Source organism: Kitasatospora sp. NPDC093102 (assembly GCF_040683915.1).
Lineage (GTDB): Bacteria > Actinomycetota > Actinomycetes > Streptomycetales > Streptomycetaceae > Kitasatospora.
The window spans coordinates 483,672-501,108 of record NZ_JBFBFA010000002.1; the positions used below are offsets into that span (position 1 = coordinate 483,672).

Here is a 17,437-nt window from a genome sequence, read left to right on the forward strand (position 1 = left end):
GGCGCGTTCAGGCCGTCGCGGCCGGGGTGCTCGCGTCCGCGTGGGCCACGGCGGCGCCGGCCAGGGCGCGGACCATGGGGTGCGCCCGGGTGCCGTCGCCGGACAGCTCGGGCTGGAACAGCGAGGCCAGGAAGAACGGGTGGCCCGGCAGCTCCAGGACGCGCACCTCGCCCGACCCGTCGGCGCCGCTGAACCGCAGGCCGTGCGCGGACAGCCGGTCCAGGTAGGCGCCGTTGAGGCCGTACGCGCAGTGGTAGCGCTCCTGGGTGCGGGTGGCGCCGAGGACCCGTTCGGCGAGGCTCCCGGGGGCGACCGTGACGGCCCCCTCGTGGCCGACCAGGGAGCAGGCCAGCGGGGCGATCACCTGCTGCTCCCCGTCGGGGTGCTCCTCGCCGTGGACGGCCCCGGCCAGGCCGCAGACGTTCCGGGCGTACTCCAGCACCGCGTGCTGGAAGCCGGCGCAGGTGCCGAGGAAGGGGATGCCGCGCTCGCGGGCGGTCCGGACGGCGGCCAGGGCGCCCGCCTCGCTGCGGTACGGGCTGCCCGGCAGCAGCCAGACCGCGTCGAAGCCGTCCAGGGCGCCGGGCCCGGCGGCGTCCCCGGTCGGGATCCAGTAGGCGTCCAGGACGAGGTGGTCGTGCTCGGCGAGGGCGTCCAGCAGGCCCGGGATCCGGGCGTGCGAGCGGACGGCGGGGGAGCGGTCGCCGACCAGGGCGACCCGCGGGGTCAGGTAGGTCATGCGGCTATCCTGACCCCGCACCCGAGATCAGCGCCAACGATGATTCCTTAAGCTTCGATCAGATCGGTTGATGACCGCCGTGGACCCGCAGCAGCTGCGCACCTTCGTCACCGTCGCCCGCCTCGCCTCCTTCTCGGAGGCGGCTCGGGAGCTCGGCTACACCCAGTCCGCGGTCTCCCAGCAGATCGCGGCGCTGGAGGCGGACCTCGGGACCGCTCTGCTGGTCCGCCGCCCGGTCGGCCCGACCGGGGCCGGGCAGCGGCTGCTGGAGCACGCCGCGCCGCTGCTGGTCCGACTGGAGGCGGCGCGCGCCGACGTCGCACGCCTGGCCGGTGCCCTGAGCGCCCGGCTGGTGCTCGGGGTCACCCCGCTGGCGGTCGGAGCGACCCTGGGGCGTGCGCTCGGCGAGGTGCGCCGGGCCTATCCGCGGGCGGAGCTGGTGGTCCGGGTGCTCGCCCAGGACGTGCTGCCCGCCCGGCTCGCCACCGGCGAGGTCGACCTCGCCCTGATCGACGGGCTGGCCGCGCCCAGCGACCCGCTGCCGCTGCCCGACGTCGGCCCGCTGCGCACCGTCGCGGTGGCCGAGCGGCCGGTCGCCGTCGCCCTGCCCGCCGGCCATCCGCTGGCCGGGCGCGGCGGCCTCGCGCTCGCCGACCTGTCCGCCGCCCGCTGGCTGGACGCCCCCGACCTCACCCCGACGGCGGCCCGGCTGCGTGCGGCCGCGGGCGTCGACGGCTTCCGGCCCGCCACCCGCTACCAGGGCACCGACCTGCACGGACTGCTCGTGCTGGTGGCGGCCGGGCACGGGCTCACCCTGCTGCCCGAGCCGGTGCTCGCGGCGGCGCCCGGGCTCGGGCGCGCGCCGATCGCCGTGCCCAGGCTGGTGCACCGCACCGAACTGGTCCACGGCAGCCTGCCGGAGGGGCCGGCGGCGCTGCTGGCGCGACTGCTGGAGGCGTCCCAGGTCGATCCGGTCGGACCGGTGGTGCCGAATTCGGTTGCGGGGGCTGTCGGTGCCGATGAAATGATCACGCGATGAACACCAGTGCCACCATCATCAGGCGGGTACGGGCCGAGGACTGGCCGCAGGCCAGGGACATCCGCCTGGAAGCGCTGCTGGACCCGGTCGCGGCCGTGGCCTTCCTGGAGACGCACGAGCAGGCCGCCGCCAGGCCCGACGAGTTCTGGCAGGACCGCATCGCCCGGGCCGCTACGGGCCCGCACGTGGCGCAGTTCGTCGCGGAGGCCGAGGACGGGCGCTGGCTCGGCACGATGACCGCGCTGGTCGAGCGGCCCGGCGGGGACGGGGCCCTGGAGGGTGACGTCATCGCGGTCGACCAGGTGCACGTGGTCGGGGTCTACGTCCGGCCGCAGGCACGGGGCACCGGGCTGGCGCAGGACCTGATCCGGGCCGTCCAGGAGTGGGCGTGGTCGCTCACCGAGCCCCGGATCGAGCGGGTGCGGCTGTTCGTCCACGAGGACAACGCCCGGGCCGAGGCGATGTACCGGAAGGCCGGCTTCGAGCCCTCCGGGGTGGTGCTGCCGGTGCCCGGCGACCGGACCGGCCGGGAGATCGAACTGGCGGTCCTGCGGGGCTGACCGCTCGGCGCGGGGCCCGGGCGTGGCGTCCGGGACGGCGGAGGTTGTGGAGGCGCGGTCACCAGGCGTTCACGTCCCGGGCCTGACGGTGGTCGGCCGGTCGGTGCTGTCATGAACACAGTCGCCCGGCGAGGGGCCGGGCCGGCCCGGGAGTGCTTCCCCCATGATGCTCCGTCACCGTCTCACCGTCACCGCCTCGGCGGCCGCCCTCGCCGCCGCCGGGCTCGCCGCCGGCACCGCGCAGGCCGCCGCACCGGCCCACGGTGCCACCGCCGAGCCCCGTACGTTCGCGGCGAGCTGTTCGCAGGCGTACCTGCCGCTGCCCGACCCGTACTGCACCCCCGGCGCGTACAACCCGGACGTCACCCAGGCGACCATCGGGCAGACCATCTGCGTCTCGGGCTGGACCGCCACCGTCCGCCCGCCGACCAGCTACACCAACCCGCTGAAGGTGCAGCAGATCGCCGCCTACGGCTACGCGGACACCAGCACGGCGGACTACGAGGAGGACCACCTCGTCCCGCTGGAGCTCGGCGGTGCCCCGCGCGACCCGGCCAACCTGTGGCCCGAGCCGCGCTACGGCAACCAGCCGGCGCAGAGCAAGGACTCCGTCGAGACCAAGCTCAAGAACGCGGTGTGCAACGGCCGGGTGGGCCTCGACGACGCCCGCAGCGCGATCGCGAGCGACTGGACCACCGCGCTGAGCGTCCTGGGGCTGTGAGACCGGCTCCCCGGGAGCGGGCGTGACCGTGCCGCCCGGGCCGTCCGGTCCCCTGTGCCGGACGGGCCGGGCGGCCGTCTGTGGGGGCGGGCACCCCGCCGTGCGGGCGCCCCTTGTCCGGGCGCCCCTTGTCCGGGCGTCCCTTGTCCGGGCGTCCCTTGTCCGGGCGCCCCTTGTCCGGGCGTCCCTTGTCCGGGCGCCCGCAGGGTGTCGGTGCCCGCAGGGTGTCGGTGCCCGCCGGGGGTCAGTGCCCGTCGCAGCCCGGGAGGGCCTCGCACATCGGCGCCGTCATGCCGGTGCCGACGAACTTGTCCTCGGGGGCCTTCCAGGCGTCCTTGGGCTGGGCGCCGGCCTTGGTGGTGGCCCAGACGGCCAGCTCGCTGACCGCACCGCCGTCGCTGACCACGTACTCGTGCAGGGTGACGGTGCCGCCGTCGGCCTGCGGGACGGTCAGCACGGCGGCGAAGTAGGGGGCGTCCGGGGCGCTGTCGACCTTCACGGTGGCGCCGGGCGCGGTCTTGGCGCAGGACTTGAGCGCCTCCGTCAGGCGGCCCGCGGCCAGGTTGGTGGTCTGCTTGGCGCCGCTGCTGCGGGTCGGGTCACCGTGGAACAGCAGGGTCTGCTGGGCCGCCCAGCGGTCCCCGTCGAAGCCGACCGAGGACTTCGCGGCGGCGGCGCCGGTGAACAGCGGCTCGTCGTCCTTGGCGATCGTGGCGTGGCACAGCTCCATGCCCTTGAACTGGGCCGGGCCGGAGACCGGCTTGGCGTTGGCCGCCAGTGGCGTGTAGTGGTAACTCTCGTCCATCGGGATGCTCTTGGTGTCCATCCACGCCTTGTCCGGGATGCCCTTGTCGGAGCCGGCCGGCTTGGTGGGGTTGGTGCTGGGCGTGGTGCTGGCGGCCCCGGCCGGTGCGGCGGTCTTCCCGGCGTCCTGGCTCCCGTTGTCCGGGCCGCAGGCGCTGAGCGCGCCCAGGCAGACGAGGGCTGCGGCGGTGGCGGTGACGAGTCTGGTGGTGCGCAACTGACGGTTCCTCGGGTGTCCGGTGGCGTTGGTCGGGGTCGGGCGCGCACCGGCCGTGGGCCGCTGGTGCGCGGCGCCGTCCGTCCGTCCTCGCCGCCCGGTCGACCCGTGGTCGCGGGCATGCGGCATGGCAGCTCCTCCCCACTCTGCGTACGGCCGTCGTGCTCCTCGCCCGGCCGCCCGCCCCGGGATTGAGGGGTGGTCAGGGTCGATGGTGTGCCGACGGCGGTCGAAACTTATGCCACCGGAGCGCCGGTCGCCAAGCCGGGTTCCGGCCGGAGGCCCGGATTCCCTTTGGGGCCGATGGGGCTTGTGGGGGATTCCTGGAGCGTGCATTCGCGTCCGTGTGCGGGGTGGGGCGGCGCATCCGGGCTGGTGGGGGAGGGTGCGCCGGGCTCGTGCGACGTTCTCGGACGTGCGGGAGGGCGGGGTGCGGAAGGCCCTCGGTGTCCAGGGTTTCCCCGTCCGGGGCTGGTGCCGGCGGCCGGTCGGAACGGATGCGGTCGGCCGACCCGGCCGACCAGGCCGGAGCGGCCCGCCGGAACGCCGTCGAGGGTGACCACGGTCTGCTGTCCGACGGCCTCGCCGAGCACGCCGGAGACCGCCCCGGGGGCCGCCCCTGGCGCACGGTCCTCGGGCCGCTCGGCGCGGCGCAGCGGCGCCTGGTGGTGGACACGCTGCCGGCGTACGAGGAGGCCGTGGGGCGGGAACGGGACCGACCTCTCGGGGAGCGCGGCTACGCGTGGGTGCCCGGGACGCCGAGCTGCTGGGCGAGCCAGGGGAGGGCCTGGGCGAAGGACGCCGAACCGGTCTGCCAGGTGTGCCCGCCGGAACCGACCGCGTTCACGGTCCGGATGCCGTCCTTCCTGGCCGCCGCCTCCAGGGCCCGGGCGGACTCGATCTGGCCGTGCTCCTGGTCTCCCTGGGCGAAGTAGCCGGAGACGCCCTGGTATCTGGGGTGGTGGGCGAGCACGGTCAGTGGGTCGTGGGCGGCCCAGGCGGCCGCGTCGCCGCCGTACAGCTCCTGGACGGTGCGGTCCCGGTCACCGATGGACGGGCCCTTGTCGCCGGAGAAGTCGGCGAAGTGGGTGAAGACGTCCGGGTGCTCGACGGTGAGGTCGAACGCGCAGGTGCCGCCCATCGACCAGCCGGCCACGCCCCACCTGCGCGGGTCGGTGGCGGCGTTGAAGGTCTTCTGGACGAACGGCGGGACGTCCCTGAGCAGATGGCTCTCGGCGTGGCCGTGCGGGCCGTCCACGCACTCGGTGTCCACCCGGAAGCCGCCGGTGGCGTCCACGAACACCAGGATCGGCGCGAAGCCGTTGTGCCGGGCGGCGAAGGCGTCGGCGGTCTTCACGGCGTTGCCCGAGCGGATCCAGTTGTCGGGCGCCGCGAACTCGCCGCCGATCATCTCCAGCACCGGCAGCCTGGGCCGGCTCTGGCTGCGGAACCAGGCGGGCGGCAGGTAGACCAGCTCCTGGCGGTGGGCGAAGCCGCTGGAGGTGTCCGGTACGTCGACCTGGACGATGCGGCCGGTGCTGGTCCTGCCGTGGATCGACCCGAGCTCGGCCAGGGTGATCTGGTCCGGCAGCGGTTGCCCGCCGAGCTCACCGATCGCGTCGTCCAGGGTCGGGTAGTAGCCGGTCGCGATGTTCACGCTGTTCGCCGCGCAGAACAGCGCCAGCAGCACGGTCGGCGCCACCAGTGCCCGCCGCCACCACCGCGCGCCGCGCCAGCCGAACCCGAGCACGCACAGCGCCGCGACCGCCACCCCGCTCCACAGCCACACCCCGAACGGGATCGGGTCGGTGATCCCGCTCAGCGCCGGCACGGCGACGGCGCCGGCCGCGGTGGCCGCCAGCGCCGTCCCGAGCGCGAGCGGCCCCCGCTTCCGCCGCCACGCCCGGTCCCGCAGACCCACGGCGGCCAGGAACAGCGCGAGGGCCGCGGCCCGGACCGTCCACGGGAACCAGCCGTCGAGCAGTGAGACGTTCATGTGGCCGCAGGCTAGGGGTGGCGGATGAGAGGCTGGTTAAAAGCTGGCGGTTCGCTGGAAGAGTGCTGTGAGCAGGAAGGGGACACCGAACAGTGTCGAGTCGGGGGCCTGGGCGGCCATCGGGCGGATCTCCAGCGGGGTGAACTCGCGGAACAGCGACCGGAGTTCGTCCGCCGAGTAGGCCAGGCCGCCCTCCAGCGCGCCGAGCCGGTAGAGCTCCTCGTCGGGCCGCTCGGAGCCCATCGCGCCGGCCGCGAAGGCGGTGACGGCGAAGTGCCCGCCCGGCGCCAGGACCCGGTCGAGCAGCGCCAGGTAGCTGACCCGGCGGTGCGGCGGGAGATGGTGCAGGCAGCCGGAGTCGTAGACCAGGTCGTAGTGGTCATACGGGAGTTCGGCGTCGAAGATGCTCGCCCGGTGGAACCGCAGCCCGGTGCCCGTACCCGCCTCGCGGGCACGCTCCTGGGCCCAGGCGATGGCGGTGGCGGAGAGGTCGACGGCATCCACCTCGAAGCCGAGGGAGGCCAGGTGGATCGCATTGCGGCCGGCGCCGCAGCCGAGGTCGAGCGCCCGGCCGGGGGCGAGCAGACCACGGTCGAGACAGGAGGCCAGGTTCTCGTCCGGCTCGGGCGCGAAGAACGGGCGCTCGGCGGACCGGTCCGCGTAGAACCGGTCCCAGAACGGTTCGGCCGGTGGGAAGAGGCCGTCGAGGAGGGCGAGGACGTCCTCGGTGGTGCGGATCGTACGGTTCATGCGGCCGATCCTAGGCGGGTCGGCCGGTGGCCGCGCGGACGGCAAAAACCGGTGTGTGGCGGCCTGTTGGGGCTATCCGGGGCATGAGCCGGGCGGGTGCTTCGGCCTCGGGCCGCCGTACGACAGCGCCCCCGCCGGGAGCCGGGAAAGGCCGTTTCCGCAGGGCGAGGAGGGGCACCCCGGGAGGCCGTTCCGGAATTCCGCCGAGAGAATTCCACGCGAGGAATCGAAGGCCACATTCAGGCCGGACAAGTCAACGTTTACTTCCCCGGATTCCCTCTGCATAGTGGCGGGTCGAACCGAGAGGGGGCTCATCCGTGTCGCAGATCAATGACACCGCCGCACAGCAGCTGGAGCTGGAGCAGGTGCAGGTGTCCGTCATCGGCGAGCTGTTCGATGAGCGGCTCGCCGGGGCGCGGGCGCAGTTGGGGCGGGTGCTCGCGTCGGCGGCGGGCAGCGCGGGCGAGGTGTACGAGCGGGAGGTGGCGGCCGGGCGGCTGGCGGGCGAGGTGCGCCGGCTGGAGGGGGCCGAGGGCGGGCTGGTCTTCGGCCGGATCGACCTGGCGGACGGGACCGCGCTGCGGATCGGGCGGCTGGGCCTGCAACGGGACGAGGACGAGCTGCCGTTGCTGGTGGACTGGCGGGCGGAGGCGGCGCGGCCCTTCTACGAGGCGACGCCGGTCCATCCGCTGGGGCTGCGGCGCCGCCGTCATCTGAGCCTGACGGGCCGTACCGTGGTCGGGGTCAGTGACGAGCTGCTGGACGGCTCGGAGCCGACCGCCGGGGACGCCGTCGGAGACGGGCCGTTGGCGGCGGCGCTCCAGGAGCGGCGTACGGGGCGGATGGGGGCGGCGGTCGCGACGCTCCAGGTGGAACAGGACGCGATCGTCCGCTCCTCGCACCGCGGGGTGACGGTGGTGCAGGGCGGCCCGGGCACCGGAAAGACGGTGGTGGCGCTGCACCGCGCCGCGTACGTGCTGTACGCGTTCCCGAAGGCGGCCGAGCGCGGTGTGCTGGTGCTGGGGCCGAACGCGCGGTTCCTCGACTACATCTCCCAGGTGCTGCCCTCGCTCGGGGAGAACGACGTCGTCCTGGCGACGTGTGAGGAACTGGCCGGCGTCGTGCCGGGTGCCGTGGACCCGTTCGAGGCGGCGCGGCTCAAGGGCGGTGCCGAACTGGCCGAAGCGCTGGCCTCGTCGGTCCGGTCGCGACAGGCCCCGGACGGGGACTTCACCGTCCGGGTCGGACAGGAGTGGGTCCGCCTGGCGGAGGAGGAGGTCGCCGGGGCGCGGCAGGCGGCGCGGGCGAGCGGGCTCGCGCACAACCGGGCGCGCCGGCTGTTCCTGGAACTGCTGGTCGACGCCCTGACCAACACGCTGGCCCGCGGCACGGCCGAGGCGCTGGAGCGCATCGACGCCGAGGTCGCGCAGCTCACCGGGGTCGACTTCGACCGGATGGCGGCCCGGGACCTGCGCAGCCTCGGCATCGACGACGTGCCCGCCACGGGGGCCGACACGTTCGACGCCGACGCCGTCCGCGCCGACCTCCTGGAGGACCCGCACCTCGACCGGGCGGTCGAGGAGATCTGGCCGCGGCTCGTGCCCGGAGACGTCGTCGGCGCCCTGCTGGCCGACGCCGATGCGCTGACCGCACACCTTCCGCAACTCGGCGAAGGCGAGCTGGCGTTGCTGCTGCGCACGCCCGGCGCGCCGTGGGCCGACGCGGACGTGCCGCTCCTCGACGAGGCGGCGAGCCTGGTCGACGGGCCGCCCGAGCAGACCTTCGGGCACGTCGTCGTCGACGAGGCGCAGGAGCTGACCGCCATGCAGTGGCGGATGATCCTGCGCCGGTGCCCGGGCAGGTCGATGACGCTGGTCGGCGACTTCGCGCAGGCGAGCCCGGCGACAGTGGCGCGGGACTGGAACGAGGTGCTCGACCCCCACGTCGGCCGCCGCTTCGACCTGCGGACGCTGACCGTCAGCTACCGGACCACGCAGGAAATCCTGGCCACCACCGCGGAGTTGCTCAGCCGCATCGCCCCTGACCAGCTGCCGGTCCGGTCGATCCGGCACGGGGACGAGCCGCGTGCCGTCGCGGTGGCCCCGCAGGGGCTGGTGGCCGATCTCGTCCGTGAGCTGCGGGCGCAGGCCGCTGCGCACCCGGGTGAGCTGCTCGGCGTGATCTGCGCGGACGGCAGGGTGGCGGAACTGGCGGCCGCGGGGGTCGAGGAGTACGCCCGGCTGGTCCCGGCCTCCGAGGCGCGCGGCCTGGAATTCGACGAGGCCGTCGTGGTCGACCCGGACGGGATCGCGGCGGCCCGACCCGCCGGCGAACGCGACCTGTACGTCGCCCTCACCCGCGCCACCAAGCGCCTGTGCACGGTCACCGTGCGGTCGGCCACCGGCGGGTAGGTGATGCGCCGCCGCGCGGGAGCCACCGGGCGGCCGTGGTCGCCTGGGTGGTCGCGGCGCTCGCGGTGATCGGCTGGGGGTGCCTCACCGTGTGGGCGTTGACCTGGTAGCGGCCCCTCGCCCCGCGAAGCGCCCCCGCGGGGCGGCGAGGCCCGACGTGAACACTCCGTGCACCCGGTCCGCGGCCTGCTCGCGGCGTTCGGCCTCGACCTCGTACGTCGCCCTGCTGCTGGCTCCGCTTAGGATCGGTGGATGATCACCGTTCCGTCCGGCCGGGTCACCCTCTCCGACCGTCGCACCCAGCGCAGTTGGGACGTCGACGTCGCCTCGTACCGGCTGGCGGCCTGTCCGGTGACCCGTGAGCAGTACGAGGGCGCGACCGGCGACCGCCGCCCCGCGCACAGCGTCTCCTGGCTCGACGCCGTCCGTCACTGCAACGAGCTGTCCCGGCGCGAAGGCCTCGCCCCCGCCTACCGGGTGGACGGCGAGGAGGTCTCCTGGGACCGCGCCGCCGACGGCTACCGGCTGCCCACCGAGGCCGAGTGGGAGCACGCCTGCCGCGCCGGAACGGACGGCCCGCGCTACGGCCCGCTGGACGAGATCGCCTGGTACCGCGGCAACTCGGGCGAGCGGCCGCACGAGGTGGGCGGGCTGCGCCCGAACGCCTACGGGCTGTACGACCTGCTCGGCAACGTGTGGGAGTGGTGCTGGGACCGCTACGACCCCGAGGTGTACGGCGGCTACCGCGTCCTGCGCGGCGGCGGCTGGTTCGACGAGCACTGGAGCTGCCGCGCCTCCGTCCGCCGCCGCAGCCACCCGACCCTGCGGATCGACGACGTGGGATTCCGGCTCGCCCGCTCGATCGTCGGATGAAGGCGTTCGCAGTGAAGGAGGGCCCTGCGCAGGAGGGGAACAGCCTGCTGCGCACCGATCCCCGCCCGCCGCTCGGCCGAGGAACCGTCACGACCGCCCGGCCGTTGGCGCCTGCGTGAGTGACGAATCAGTGTCCCTGCGCCCGATCGCCGAGGCCGACCTCTCCGCGATCGAGGAACTGCTGAACGACCCCGAGGCGCTGGGCGAGTTCCAGTGGTACGGCTGGCGGGACCCGCAGCGGTTCCGCCGCCGGTGGCTGGAGGACGGAATGCTCGGGGAGGAGCACGTGATGCTCGCGGTCGTCGCCGGGGGCGAGTTCGGCGGCTTCGTCGCCGCCAACCGCACCGGGGTGAGACCGTCCGCCCCGTACTGGAGCATCGGCGTGCAGCTGCTGCCGCAGGCGCGCGGGCGCGGAATCGGCACCCGGGCCCAACGGCTGCTGGTGGACTACCTGTTCGCGCATTCGCCGGCGATGCGGCTGGAGGCGGACACCGAGGCGGGCAACCTGGCCGAGCAGCGCGTCCTGGAGAAGCTCGGCTTCACCCGGGAGGGCGTGCAGCGCTCGGTGACCTTCCGCGCCGGCGAGTGGCGCGACGTCGTCCGATACAGCCTGCTGCGCACCGACCCGCGACTCTAGACGACCCCGAACCACTCCTCGGCGAGGGCGTCCAGGGTCCGCGCCGAGGGCTTCGACTCCCGCAGGCACCACGGCAGGTTGCTGTACGCCTGGAGCAGGGCGCACGCCACCGGCAGGCGCGGGCCGACGGCTGCGGCGCAAAGGGGTCTTCAGTGTTCGCCCCGGCGGGTTCCGCAGGGGTCGGCGGCCGGGGGCAGCGGCTCGGGTCCGTCGTCCGGGTCGCGGGTGAGCAGGTAGCGGGCGCCGGGTCCGGCTTCCGCGGCGCGGTCGGCGGCGTTGTAGAGGGCGCAGCGGGAGAGCGAGAGGCAGCCGCAGCCGATGCAGCCGGTGAGCTTCTCCTTGAGCCGTTGCAGTTCGGCGATCTGGTCGTCGATCCGGCTCTGCCAGGACTCGGCCACCTGGTCCCACTCGGCGCGGCTGGGGGCCGGGCGTTCGGGGAGGCGGTCGAGGGCGACCTTCGCCTCGTCCAGGGAGAGGCCGACCCGCTGCGCGGCGCGGATGAAGGCGATCCGGCGCAGCGTGCCGCGGGTGTAGCGGCGCTGGCCGCCGGAGGTGCGGGTGGCGTGGATCAGGCCGAGGCTCTCGTAGTAGCGCAGCGCGGAGGCGGCGAGGCCGCTGCGGTGGGCGAGTTGGCCGATGGTGAGCAGGTCGCTGTGGTGCGGGCCGGGGTCGCGGCGGCCGTCGGGGCGGGCGGTCATGGAAACCCACTGTAGCCGCTTGACTTCAAGTCGGCTTTAAGTTGCACGATCGTGGTCATGACGACGAACGCGACCGCCACGACCACGACGGGCACCCGCTTCGAGGACCTGCCCGCCCTGATGAGCCTGATGACCGGCGACGAGAAGCACGGCCCCGCCGCCACCTCCACCCTGGACGCGCTCTGGGTGCTGTACGACCGGGTGCTGCGGGTGACCCCGGGCACCGCCGACGCGCAGGACCGCGACCGCTTCCTGCTCTCCAAGGGCCACGGACCGATGGCGTACTACGCCGTGCTGGCGGCCAAGGGCTTCCTCGACCCGGCGGTGCTGCCGAGCTTCGGCGGCTACGACTCGCCGCTCGGCCACCACCCGGACCGCACGCTGGTCCCGGGCGTGGAGATCGCCTCCGGTTCTCTCGGCCACGGCCTGCCGCTGGCCGTCGGCACCGCGCTCGGGCTGCGGGCGCAGGGCCTGGCCGACCCGGCGGTGTGGGTGCTGGTCGGCGACGCGGAGTTCGACGAGGGCTCCAACGCCGAGGCGGTGGCCTTCGCCGGGGCCTACGGACTGGACCGGCTGCACGTGGTGGTGATCGACAACTCCTCGGCCACGCACGGCTGGCAGGGCGGCATCGCCCAGCGGTTCGCGGCCGAGGGCTGGTCGACCGCGACGGTGGACGGCCGCGACCACGAGGCGCTGTACCGCGCCTACGCCACGGAGCACCCGGGCCGCCCGCACGTGGTGGTCGCCCGCGTCGAGCCCAAGGACCAGCACTGAGCACCCGGCCCCAGCCCGCGCCCACGGACCGGCACTGAGCCTCCGGCCCCAGCCCGCGCCCACGGACCGGCACTGAGCCTCCGGCCGCAGCCCGAGCACGCCAAGACCGAGCCCCTGAGAGGAACTTCACCGATGGACACCATGCGTGACCGCTTCGTGGACGTGACCACCCGACTGCTGGACGAGGACCCCCGGCTGGCCCTGGTGCTCGCCGACATCACCGCGGCCGCCTTCGCCCCGGCCCAGGAGCGCCATCCCGACCGGGTGGTCAACGTCGGCATCCGCGAACAGCTGCTGATCGGCGCGGCCGGCGGCCTGGCGCTCACCGGGATGCGTCCGATCGCCCACACCTTCGCCAGCTTCCTGATCGAGCGGCCCTTCGAGCAGGTCAAGCTGGACCTCGTCCACCAGGGCGTCGGCGCCGTGCTGGTGAGCGCGGCGGGCTCGTACGACTGGCCGGCCGGCGGCCGCACCCACATGTCCCCGGGCGACGTCGCCCTGCTGGACACCCTGCCGGACTGGACGGTCCACGTCCCCGGCCACCCGGACGAGGCCGAGCAGCTGCTGCGCCACGCCTACGCGGACGGTGACCGCAACGTCTACGTCCGGCTCTCGGCGCACCAGAACGCGGCCCCGGTGCCGGTCGAGCCGGGCCGCTTCACCACCGTCCGCACGGGCTCGCGCGGCGCGGTGCTCGCCGTCGGGCCGATGCTGGACGCGGTGCTCGCGGCCACCGAGGGCCTGGACGTCACCGTGCTGTACGCGGCGACGGTGCGCCCCTTCGACGCGGCCGGGCTGCGCGCGGCACTCGGCGACCGGGCGGACGTGGTGCTGGTCGAGCCGTACCTGGCGGGCACCTCCGCCAACGAGGCGCACGCGGCGCTCGCCGACCGCCCGCACCGGATGCTGGGCCTGGGCGTGCCGCGCGAGGAGCACCGGCACTACGGGTCGATGCCGGAGCACCTGGCCGCCTACGGCCTGGACGCCCCGTCGCTCCGGGAACGGATCGGCACCTTCCTCCGGTGAGCCCGCCGGGTCAGCCGGTCAGCACGATCGCCACCGCGTCCGGCGCCGTGCGCACCGCCGTCCCCTCCAGCGCCGCCGAGCCGAAGGCCGCCACCACCTCGCGGCCGACGGCCCCCAGCGGCAGCGCGGCCTCGTCCGGCCCGAGGTTGACCGCGATCCGGTACGGACCCCGGTGCACCACCAGCCGGCCCGCCGCCTCGTCGAACGTCACCCGCACCGCGCCGAGGTCCGGGTCGGACAGCTCCGGCCGCTCGTGCCGCAGCCGGATCAGCCGCCGGTACCACGTGAGCAGTTCGGCGTGCGGGGCGCGCCGGGGCTCGGTCCAGTCGAGGACCGAGCGCAGCACGGTGGCGGGCTCCTGCGGGTCGGGGACGGCCTCGGCGGCCCAGCCGTGAGCGGCGAACTCCCGTCGCCGGCCCTGCCGGACGGCCTCGGCGAGGCCCGGGTCGGTGTGGTCGGTGAAGTACTGCCAGGGGGTGGCGGCGCCCCACTCCTCGCCCATGAAGAGCATCGGGGTGAACGGCGAGGTGAGCACCAGTGCCGCACCGCAGGCGAGCCGGCCGGGGGAGAGGCTGGTGGAGACGCGGTCCCCGAGCGCCCGGTTGCCGACCTGGTCGTGGGTCTGGAGGTAGCCGAGCAGCCGGTGGCCGTCGGCGGGCGGGAAGGGCCGCCCGTGGCTGCGGCCGCGGAAGGAGGACCGGGTGCCGTCGTGGAAGAACCCCCGGGTGAGCGTCTTGGCGAGGGCGGTGAGCGGCTGGTCCGCGAAATCCCGGTAGTACCCCTGGGATTCGCCGGTGAGTGCGCAGTGCAGGGCGTGGTGGAAGTCGTCGCTCCACTGGGCGGTGAGGCCCTGCCCGCCCGCCTCGCGCGGGGCGGTGGTGGCCGGGGTGTTGCGGTCGGACTCGGCGATCAGGAACAGCGGCCGGTTGGTGGCGACCGCCAACTTCTCCACCTCGTGGGAGAGTTCCTCCAGGAAGTGGACCGCCCGGTCGTCCGCGAGGGCGTGCACGGCGTCCAGGCGCAGCCCGTCGATCCGGTAGTCGCGCAGCCAGGCCAGGGCGCTGCCGATCAGGTAGGCGCGCACCTCGTCCGAGCCGGGCGCGTCCAGGTTGACCGCCGAACCCCAGGGGGTGTGGTGCCGGTCGGTGAAGTACGGCCCGTACGCGGGAAGGTGGTTGCCGGACGGCCCGAGGTGGTTGTGCACCACGTCCAGCACCACCCCGAGGCCCTTGTGGTGGGCGGCGTCCACGAAGCGCTTGAGCCCCTCGGGCCCGCCGTAGGGCTCGTGGACGGCCCAGAGCGAGACCCCGTCGTAGCCCCAGCCGTGCTTGCCGGGGAACGGGCAGACCGGCATCAGCTCGACGAAGTCCACGCCCAACTCGACCAGGTGGTCCAGGCGTTCGGCGGCGGCGTCGAAGGTGCCGCGGGGGGTGAAGGTGCCCACGTGCAGCTCGTACAGCACCGCGCCGGGCAGCGCCCGGCCGCGCCGGCCGGTGTGCGACCAGCGGAACGCGGCGTGGTCCACGGCGCGGCTGGGCCCGTCCGGGCCGTGCGGCTGCCGGGCCGAGCGCGGGTCGGGCAGCGGCGGGCCGTCGTCGAGCCGGAAGGCGTAGTCGCCCGCCGGGGCCTCGCCGGACCACCAGCCGTCCCGGTCCGGGCAGCGGGCCAACTCGTGGGCCGCGCCGTCGACGTCGACCCGGACCCGGGAGGCGGCGTTGGGCGCCCACACCTCGTAGACCGGCATCAGGCCCTCCTCGTCAGCAGCGCGACCGGCAGGGCCGCCAGCAGCTCCGCCACCGCCACCGTGCCCGCCGGGACGTTCCGTCCGGTCAGCTCGTCCGTCCACGGCCCGCCCGCCGGCAGCTCCAGCACCGTGTCGCGCCAGCCGCCCGCCCGCTCCAGCCCGTACGGCAGCCGGGTGACGGCGGTGACCACGTCGTCCCCCCGGGCGAAGGCCAGCAGGTGGTCGCCGGAGAGGTCCGCGGCGTGCAACGGCCGGTAGGCGCCGAGCGGGCGGGCGCGGCGCAGGTGCAGCGCGGTGGCGGTGAGGTGCAGCTTCTCGCGGGCGAGGTCGCCGGGGCGCGGCGTGGCCGCGTCGGTGAGCCGCACGGCGAGCGCGCCGAGGTCCACCACGCCCCGGTTGTCCGGGTCCACCAGGGTGTACAGCGGCTCCTCGCTGCCCTGGTAGAGGTCCGGCACGCCCGGCACGGTGAGGTGCAGCAGGGCGGCGGCCAGGGTGTTGGCGCGGGCGTACGGGGCGAGGGCGTGCACGGCGCCCTCGATCCGGGGGAGCAGCCCCGGGTTGCCGTAGACCGAGCGGGCGCGCTGCTCCAGGGCCTGCTCGTAGCGCGGGTCGGGGGTGGTCCAGGAGGTGCGCAGCTTGGCCTCGCGGGCGGCCTTGAGCAGGGCGGCGACCAGCCGGTCCGGGTCGACCGGCCAGGCGGCGACCAGGGTGTGCCAGAGCAGCCAGTCGGCGTCCCGGTCGAAGCCGGGGCCCGCGGCGGTGGACCAGGAGGCGGCCTCGGCGGCCCAGGCGTCCGGCCGCTCGGCGAGCACGGCGAGCCGGGCCCGGGCGTCGGCGCTGCGCTTGGTGTCGTGGGTGGAGAGCACCGTCATGCTGTGCGGCCAGGTGCGCTCCAGGTAGCGGCACCAGTCGTGGAACTCCTCCGGGTGCAGTCCGGGCCGGGCGGGCTCGCCGCCGACCTCGTTGAGGCCGGGCAGCGCGTTCCAGCGGTAGAAGGCGGTGTCCTCGACGCCCTTGGCGGCCACCGCGGCGGCGGTCTGGGCGAAGCGCGCGCAGAACTCGTCCTTGTCCGCACCGCGGCCCAGCTCGCCGAGCGCGAGCGCGGCCACCAGTCGGTCGGTCGCGTCGGCGGAACCGTCCAGGGCCGCCCGCAGCTGCTCCACGGTCGCCGTCGAGGGCGCCTCGCCGGGCCGGGCGTACGGCCGGTACGCCGGGTAGCCGGTGAGCAGCCGGCCGAGCGACGCGCGCAGCTGCCCGGGCGAGTGGTCGGCGTGCGCGGGCTCGGCGGCGCCGATCCGCAGCGCGATCCGCACCAGTCGCTCGACCTCGGCGGCGAGTTCGCCGTCCGGCCCGGTCATGTCGGCCCGGCCGCGCCGGGCGGCGGCGATCGCGGGGTGCGGGTCCTCGCAGAGGTCCCGGACCGGGCCGCCGTGCCGGAAGGACTCGTAGGCCCCGGCCAGCCGGCAGGCGCCCGCGTGGTCGGTGAGCACGCCGTCGATCCGGCGCAGCGCGTCGTAGCCGGTGGTGCCGGCCACCGGCCAGTCCTCGGGCAGCCGCTCGTGGCCGGTGAGGATCTTCTCGACCACGACGTACGCCCCGCCGGTGGCCGCTGCCAGGCGCCGCAGGTAGCCGCGCGGGTCGGCGAGCCCGTCCGGGTGGTCGATCCGGAAGCCGTCCAGGACGCCGTCGGCGTGCAGCCCGAGCAGGACGGCGTGGGTGGCGGCGAACACCTCCGGGTCCTCGGCCCGCAGCGCGATCAGCTCGTTGACGGTGAAGAAGCGCCGGTAGTTGAGCTCGGTGCGGGCCAGCCGCCACCAGGCCAGTCGGTACCACTGGCGGGCGAGCAGCTCGGGCAGCGGCAGCTCCTCGGTGCCGGGGCGCAGCGGCAGTTCGTGCTCGTGGTAGCGCAGTGTGCCGGCGTCCACGGTGAGCTGGTCCAGTACGGCGCCGAGCCGGTCGCCGAGCAACGGCAGCAGCACCCGTCCGCGCCCGGGCGCGTCGACGGGGCCCGCCTGGGCGGTCCAGTCGATGTCGAACCAGTGCGCGTACGGCGAGTCGGGCCCGTCGCGCAGCACCTGCCACAGCGGCCGGTTGAGCCGTTCGGGGGCGGGCACGGCCATGTGGTTGGGCACCACGTCGGCGATCAGCCGCAGGCCGTGGCGGTGCGCGGCGGCAGCCAGCTCGCGCAGCGCCGGCTCGCCGCCGAGCTGCTCGCTGATCCGGGCGTGGTCGACGGTGTCGTAGCCGTGGGTGGAGCCGGGGACGGCCTCCAGCAGCGGGGACAGGTGCAGGTGGGAGACGCCGAGTGCGGCCAGGTAGGGGACGGCGGCGGTGGCGTCGCGGAGGGTGAAGCCGGGCTGGAGCTGGAGACGGTACGACGACGAGGGGACGGTGGCGGCCGGGCGGGGCTGCGCGGGCTCGGCGGCGGGGGTCATAGCTCCATAGGTA

The 17,437-nt window shown here is 75.1% G+C and carries 15 protein-coding genes; 8 read left to right on the forward strand and 7 right to left on the reverse strand.

What is annotated here, in order from left to right:
* Positions 1–7: 7 nt before the first annotated feature.
* The gene (locus AB0O11_RS05515) at positions 8–739 is read right to left on the reverse strand and encodes a hypothetical protein (RefSeq protein WP_363381897.1); all 732 of its coding nucleotides are present in this window, start codon (positions 737–739) and stop codon (positions 8–10) included.
* A gap of 79 nt (positions 740–818) precedes the next feature.
* Between AB0O11_RS05515 and AB0O11_RS05520 the strand changes: the two genes are divergently transcribed.
* From AB0O11_RS05520 to AB0O11_RS05530, 3 genes are all read left to right on the forward strand, one after another.
* Entirely contained in the window at positions 819–1,778 is a 960-nt protein-coding gene (locus AB0O11_RS05520) for a LysR family transcriptional regulator (protein ID WP_363382052.1), read from the forward strand.
* A complete protein-coding gene (locus AB0O11_RS05525; protein ID WP_363381899.1) occupies positions 1,775–2,338 on the forward strand; it encodes an N-acetyltransferase in 564 nt (187 codons plus the stop codon). The genes AB0O11_RS05520 and AB0O11_RS05525 overlap by 4 nt, the downstream gene beginning before the upstream one ends.
* Before the next feature lie 163 nt (positions 2,339–2,501).
* On the forward strand, positions 2,502–3,059 hold the full coding sequence (locus AB0O11_RS05530; protein ID WP_363381900.1) for a hypothetical protein: 558 nt from the start codon (positions 2,502–2,504) through the stop codon (positions 3,057–3,059).
* 244 nt (positions 3,060–3,303) lie between these two features.
* On the opposite strand, the gene AB0O11_RS05535 is transcribed toward AB0O11_RS05530, so the two are convergent.
* The 3 genes from AB0O11_RS05535 to AB0O11_RS05545 all read right to left on the reverse strand — a co-directional run bounded on the left by AB0O11_RS05535 (position 3,304) and on the right by AB0O11_RS05545 (position 6,826).
* Positions 3,304–4,080 carry a hypothetical protein gene (locus AB0O11_RS05535; RefSeq protein ID WP_363381902.1) on the reverse strand — a complete coding sequence of 259 codons (777 nt, stop codon included), beginning with the start codon at positions 4,078–4,080 and terminating at the stop codon, positions 3,304–3,306.
* Between the two features lie 736 nt (positions 4,081–4,816).
* Positions 4,817–6,076, reverse strand: a complete 1,260-nt coding sequence (locus AB0O11_RS05540; RefSeq protein ID WP_363381904.1) for an alpha/beta hydrolase-fold protein — start codon at positions 6,074–6,076, stop codon at positions 4,817–4,819.
* A 36-nt stretch (positions 6,077–6,112) separates the two neighbouring features.
* Positions 6,113–6,826, reverse strand: a complete 714-nt coding sequence (locus tag AB0O11_RS05545) for a class I SAM-dependent methyltransferase (protein WP_363381906.1) — start codon at positions 6,824–6,826, stop codon at positions 6,113–6,115.
* 317 nt (positions 6,827–7,143) lie between these two features.
* Here AB0O11_RS05545 and AB0O11_RS05550 point away from each other — a divergent pair, with 317 nt between their 5' ends.
* From AB0O11_RS05550 to AB0O11_RS05560, 3 genes are all read left to right on the forward strand, one after another.
* On the forward strand, positions 7,144–9,237 hold the full coding sequence (locus tag AB0O11_RS05550) for an AAA family ATPase (protein ID WP_363381908.1): 2,094 nt from the start codon (positions 7,144–7,146) through the stop codon (positions 9,235–9,237).
* A gap of 252 nt (positions 9,238–9,489) precedes the next feature.
* On the forward strand, positions 9,490–10,110 hold the full coding sequence (locus tag AB0O11_RS05555; protein ID WP_363381910.1) for a formylglycine-generating enzyme family protein: 621 nt from the start codon (positions 9,490–9,492) through the stop codon (positions 10,108–10,110).
* Positions 10,111–10,225: 115 nt separating this feature from the next.
* Positions 10,226–10,747 (forward strand): GNAT family protein, encoded by a 522-nt coding sequence (locus AB0O11_RS05560; protein ID WP_363381911.1) that lies wholly within the window; start codon positions 10,226–10,228, stop codon positions 10,745–10,747.
* A gap of 149 nt (positions 10,748–10,896) precedes the next feature.
* Here AB0O11_RS05560 and soxR read toward each other — a convergent pair whose 3' ends face one another.
* Positions 10,897–11,445, reverse strand: a complete 549-nt coding sequence (gene soxR / locus AB0O11_RS05565) for a redox-sensitive transcriptional activator SoxR (RefSeq protein ID WP_363381914.1) — start codon at positions 11,443–11,445, stop codon at positions 10,897–10,899.
* A gap of 57 nt (positions 11,446–11,502) precedes the next feature.
* Between soxR and AB0O11_RS05570 the strand changes: the two genes are divergently transcribed.
* On the forward strand, positions 11,503–12,219 hold the full coding sequence (locus AB0O11_RS05570) for a thiamine pyrophosphate-dependent enzyme (protein ID WP_363381917.1): 717 nt from the start codon (positions 11,503–11,505) through the stop codon (positions 12,217–12,219).
* Between the two features lie 132 nt (positions 12,220–12,351).
* Positions 12,352–13,245, forward strand: a complete 894-nt coding sequence (locus AB0O11_RS05575) for a transketolase C-terminal domain-containing protein (protein WP_363381920.1) — start codon at positions 12,352–12,354, stop codon at positions 13,243–13,245.
* A gap of 10 nt (positions 13,246–13,255) precedes the next feature.
* Here AB0O11_RS05575 and treZ read toward each other — a convergent pair whose 3' ends face one another.
* Positions 13,256–14,989, reverse strand: coding sequence for a malto-oligosyltrehalose trehalohydrolase (treZ, locus tag AB0O11_RS05580; RefSeq protein WP_363381922.1), 1,734 nt, complete (start codon positions 14,987–14,989; stop codon positions 13,256–13,258).
* On the reverse strand, positions 14,989–17,424 hold the full coding sequence (gene treY / locus AB0O11_RS05585) for a malto-oligosyltrehalose synthase (RefSeq protein ID WP_363381925.1): 2,436 nt from the start codon (positions 17,422–17,424) through the stop codon (positions 14,989–14,991). Before treY ends, treZ begins: the two co-directional genes overlap by 1 nt.
* Between the last annotated feature and the right edge of the window lie 13 nt (positions 17,425–17,437).

What these genes read in the sequence shown, in the direction of transcription:
- treZ (WP_363381922.1), bottom strand. Translation starts at nt 14,989, where the DNA reads ATGCCGGTCTACGAGGTGTGGGCGCCCAACGCCGCCTCCCGGGTCCGG.
- AB0O11_RS05575 (WP_363381920.1), top strand. Translation starts at nt 12,352, where the DNA reads ATGGACACCATGCGTGACCGCTTCGTGGACGTGACCACCCGACTGCTG.
- AB0O11_RS05525 (WP_363381899.1), top strand. Translation starts at nt 1,775, where the DNA reads ATGAACACCAGTGCCACCATCATCAGGCGGGTACGGGCCGAGGACTGG.
- AB0O11_RS05555 (WP_363381910.1), top strand. Translation starts at nt 9,490, where the DNA reads ATGATCACCGTTCCGTCCGGCCGGGTCACCCTCTCCGACCGTCGCACC.
- AB0O11_RS05515 (WP_363381897.1), bottom strand. Translation starts at nt 739, where the DNA reads ATGACCTACCTGACCCCGCGGGTCGCCCTGGTCGGCGACCGCTCCCCC.
- AB0O11_RS05570 (WP_363381917.1), top strand. Translation starts at nt 11,503, where the DNA reads ATGACGACGAACGCGACCGCCACGACCACGACGGGCACCCGCTTCGAG.
- treY (WP_363381925.1), bottom strand. Translation starts at nt 17,424, where the DNA reads ATGACCCCCGCCGCCGAGCCCGCGCAGCCCCGCCCGGCCGCCACCGTC.
- AB0O11_RS05540 (WP_363381904.1), bottom strand. Translation starts at nt 6,076, where the DNA reads ATGAACGTCTCACTGCTCGACGGCTGGTTCCCGTGGACGGTCCGGGCC.
- AB0O11_RS05545 (WP_363381906.1), bottom strand. Translation starts at nt 6,826, where the DNA reads ATGAACCGTACGATCCGCACCACCGAGGACGTCCTCGCCCTCCTCGAC.
- soxR (WP_363381914.1), bottom strand. Translation starts at nt 11,445, where the DNA reads ATGACCGCCCGCCCCGACGGCCGCCGCGACCCCGGCCCGCACCACAGC.
- AB0O11_RS05530 (WP_363381900.1), top strand. Translation starts at nt 2,502, where the DNA reads ATGATGCTCCGTCACCGTCTCACCGTCACCGCCTCGGCGGCCGCCCTC.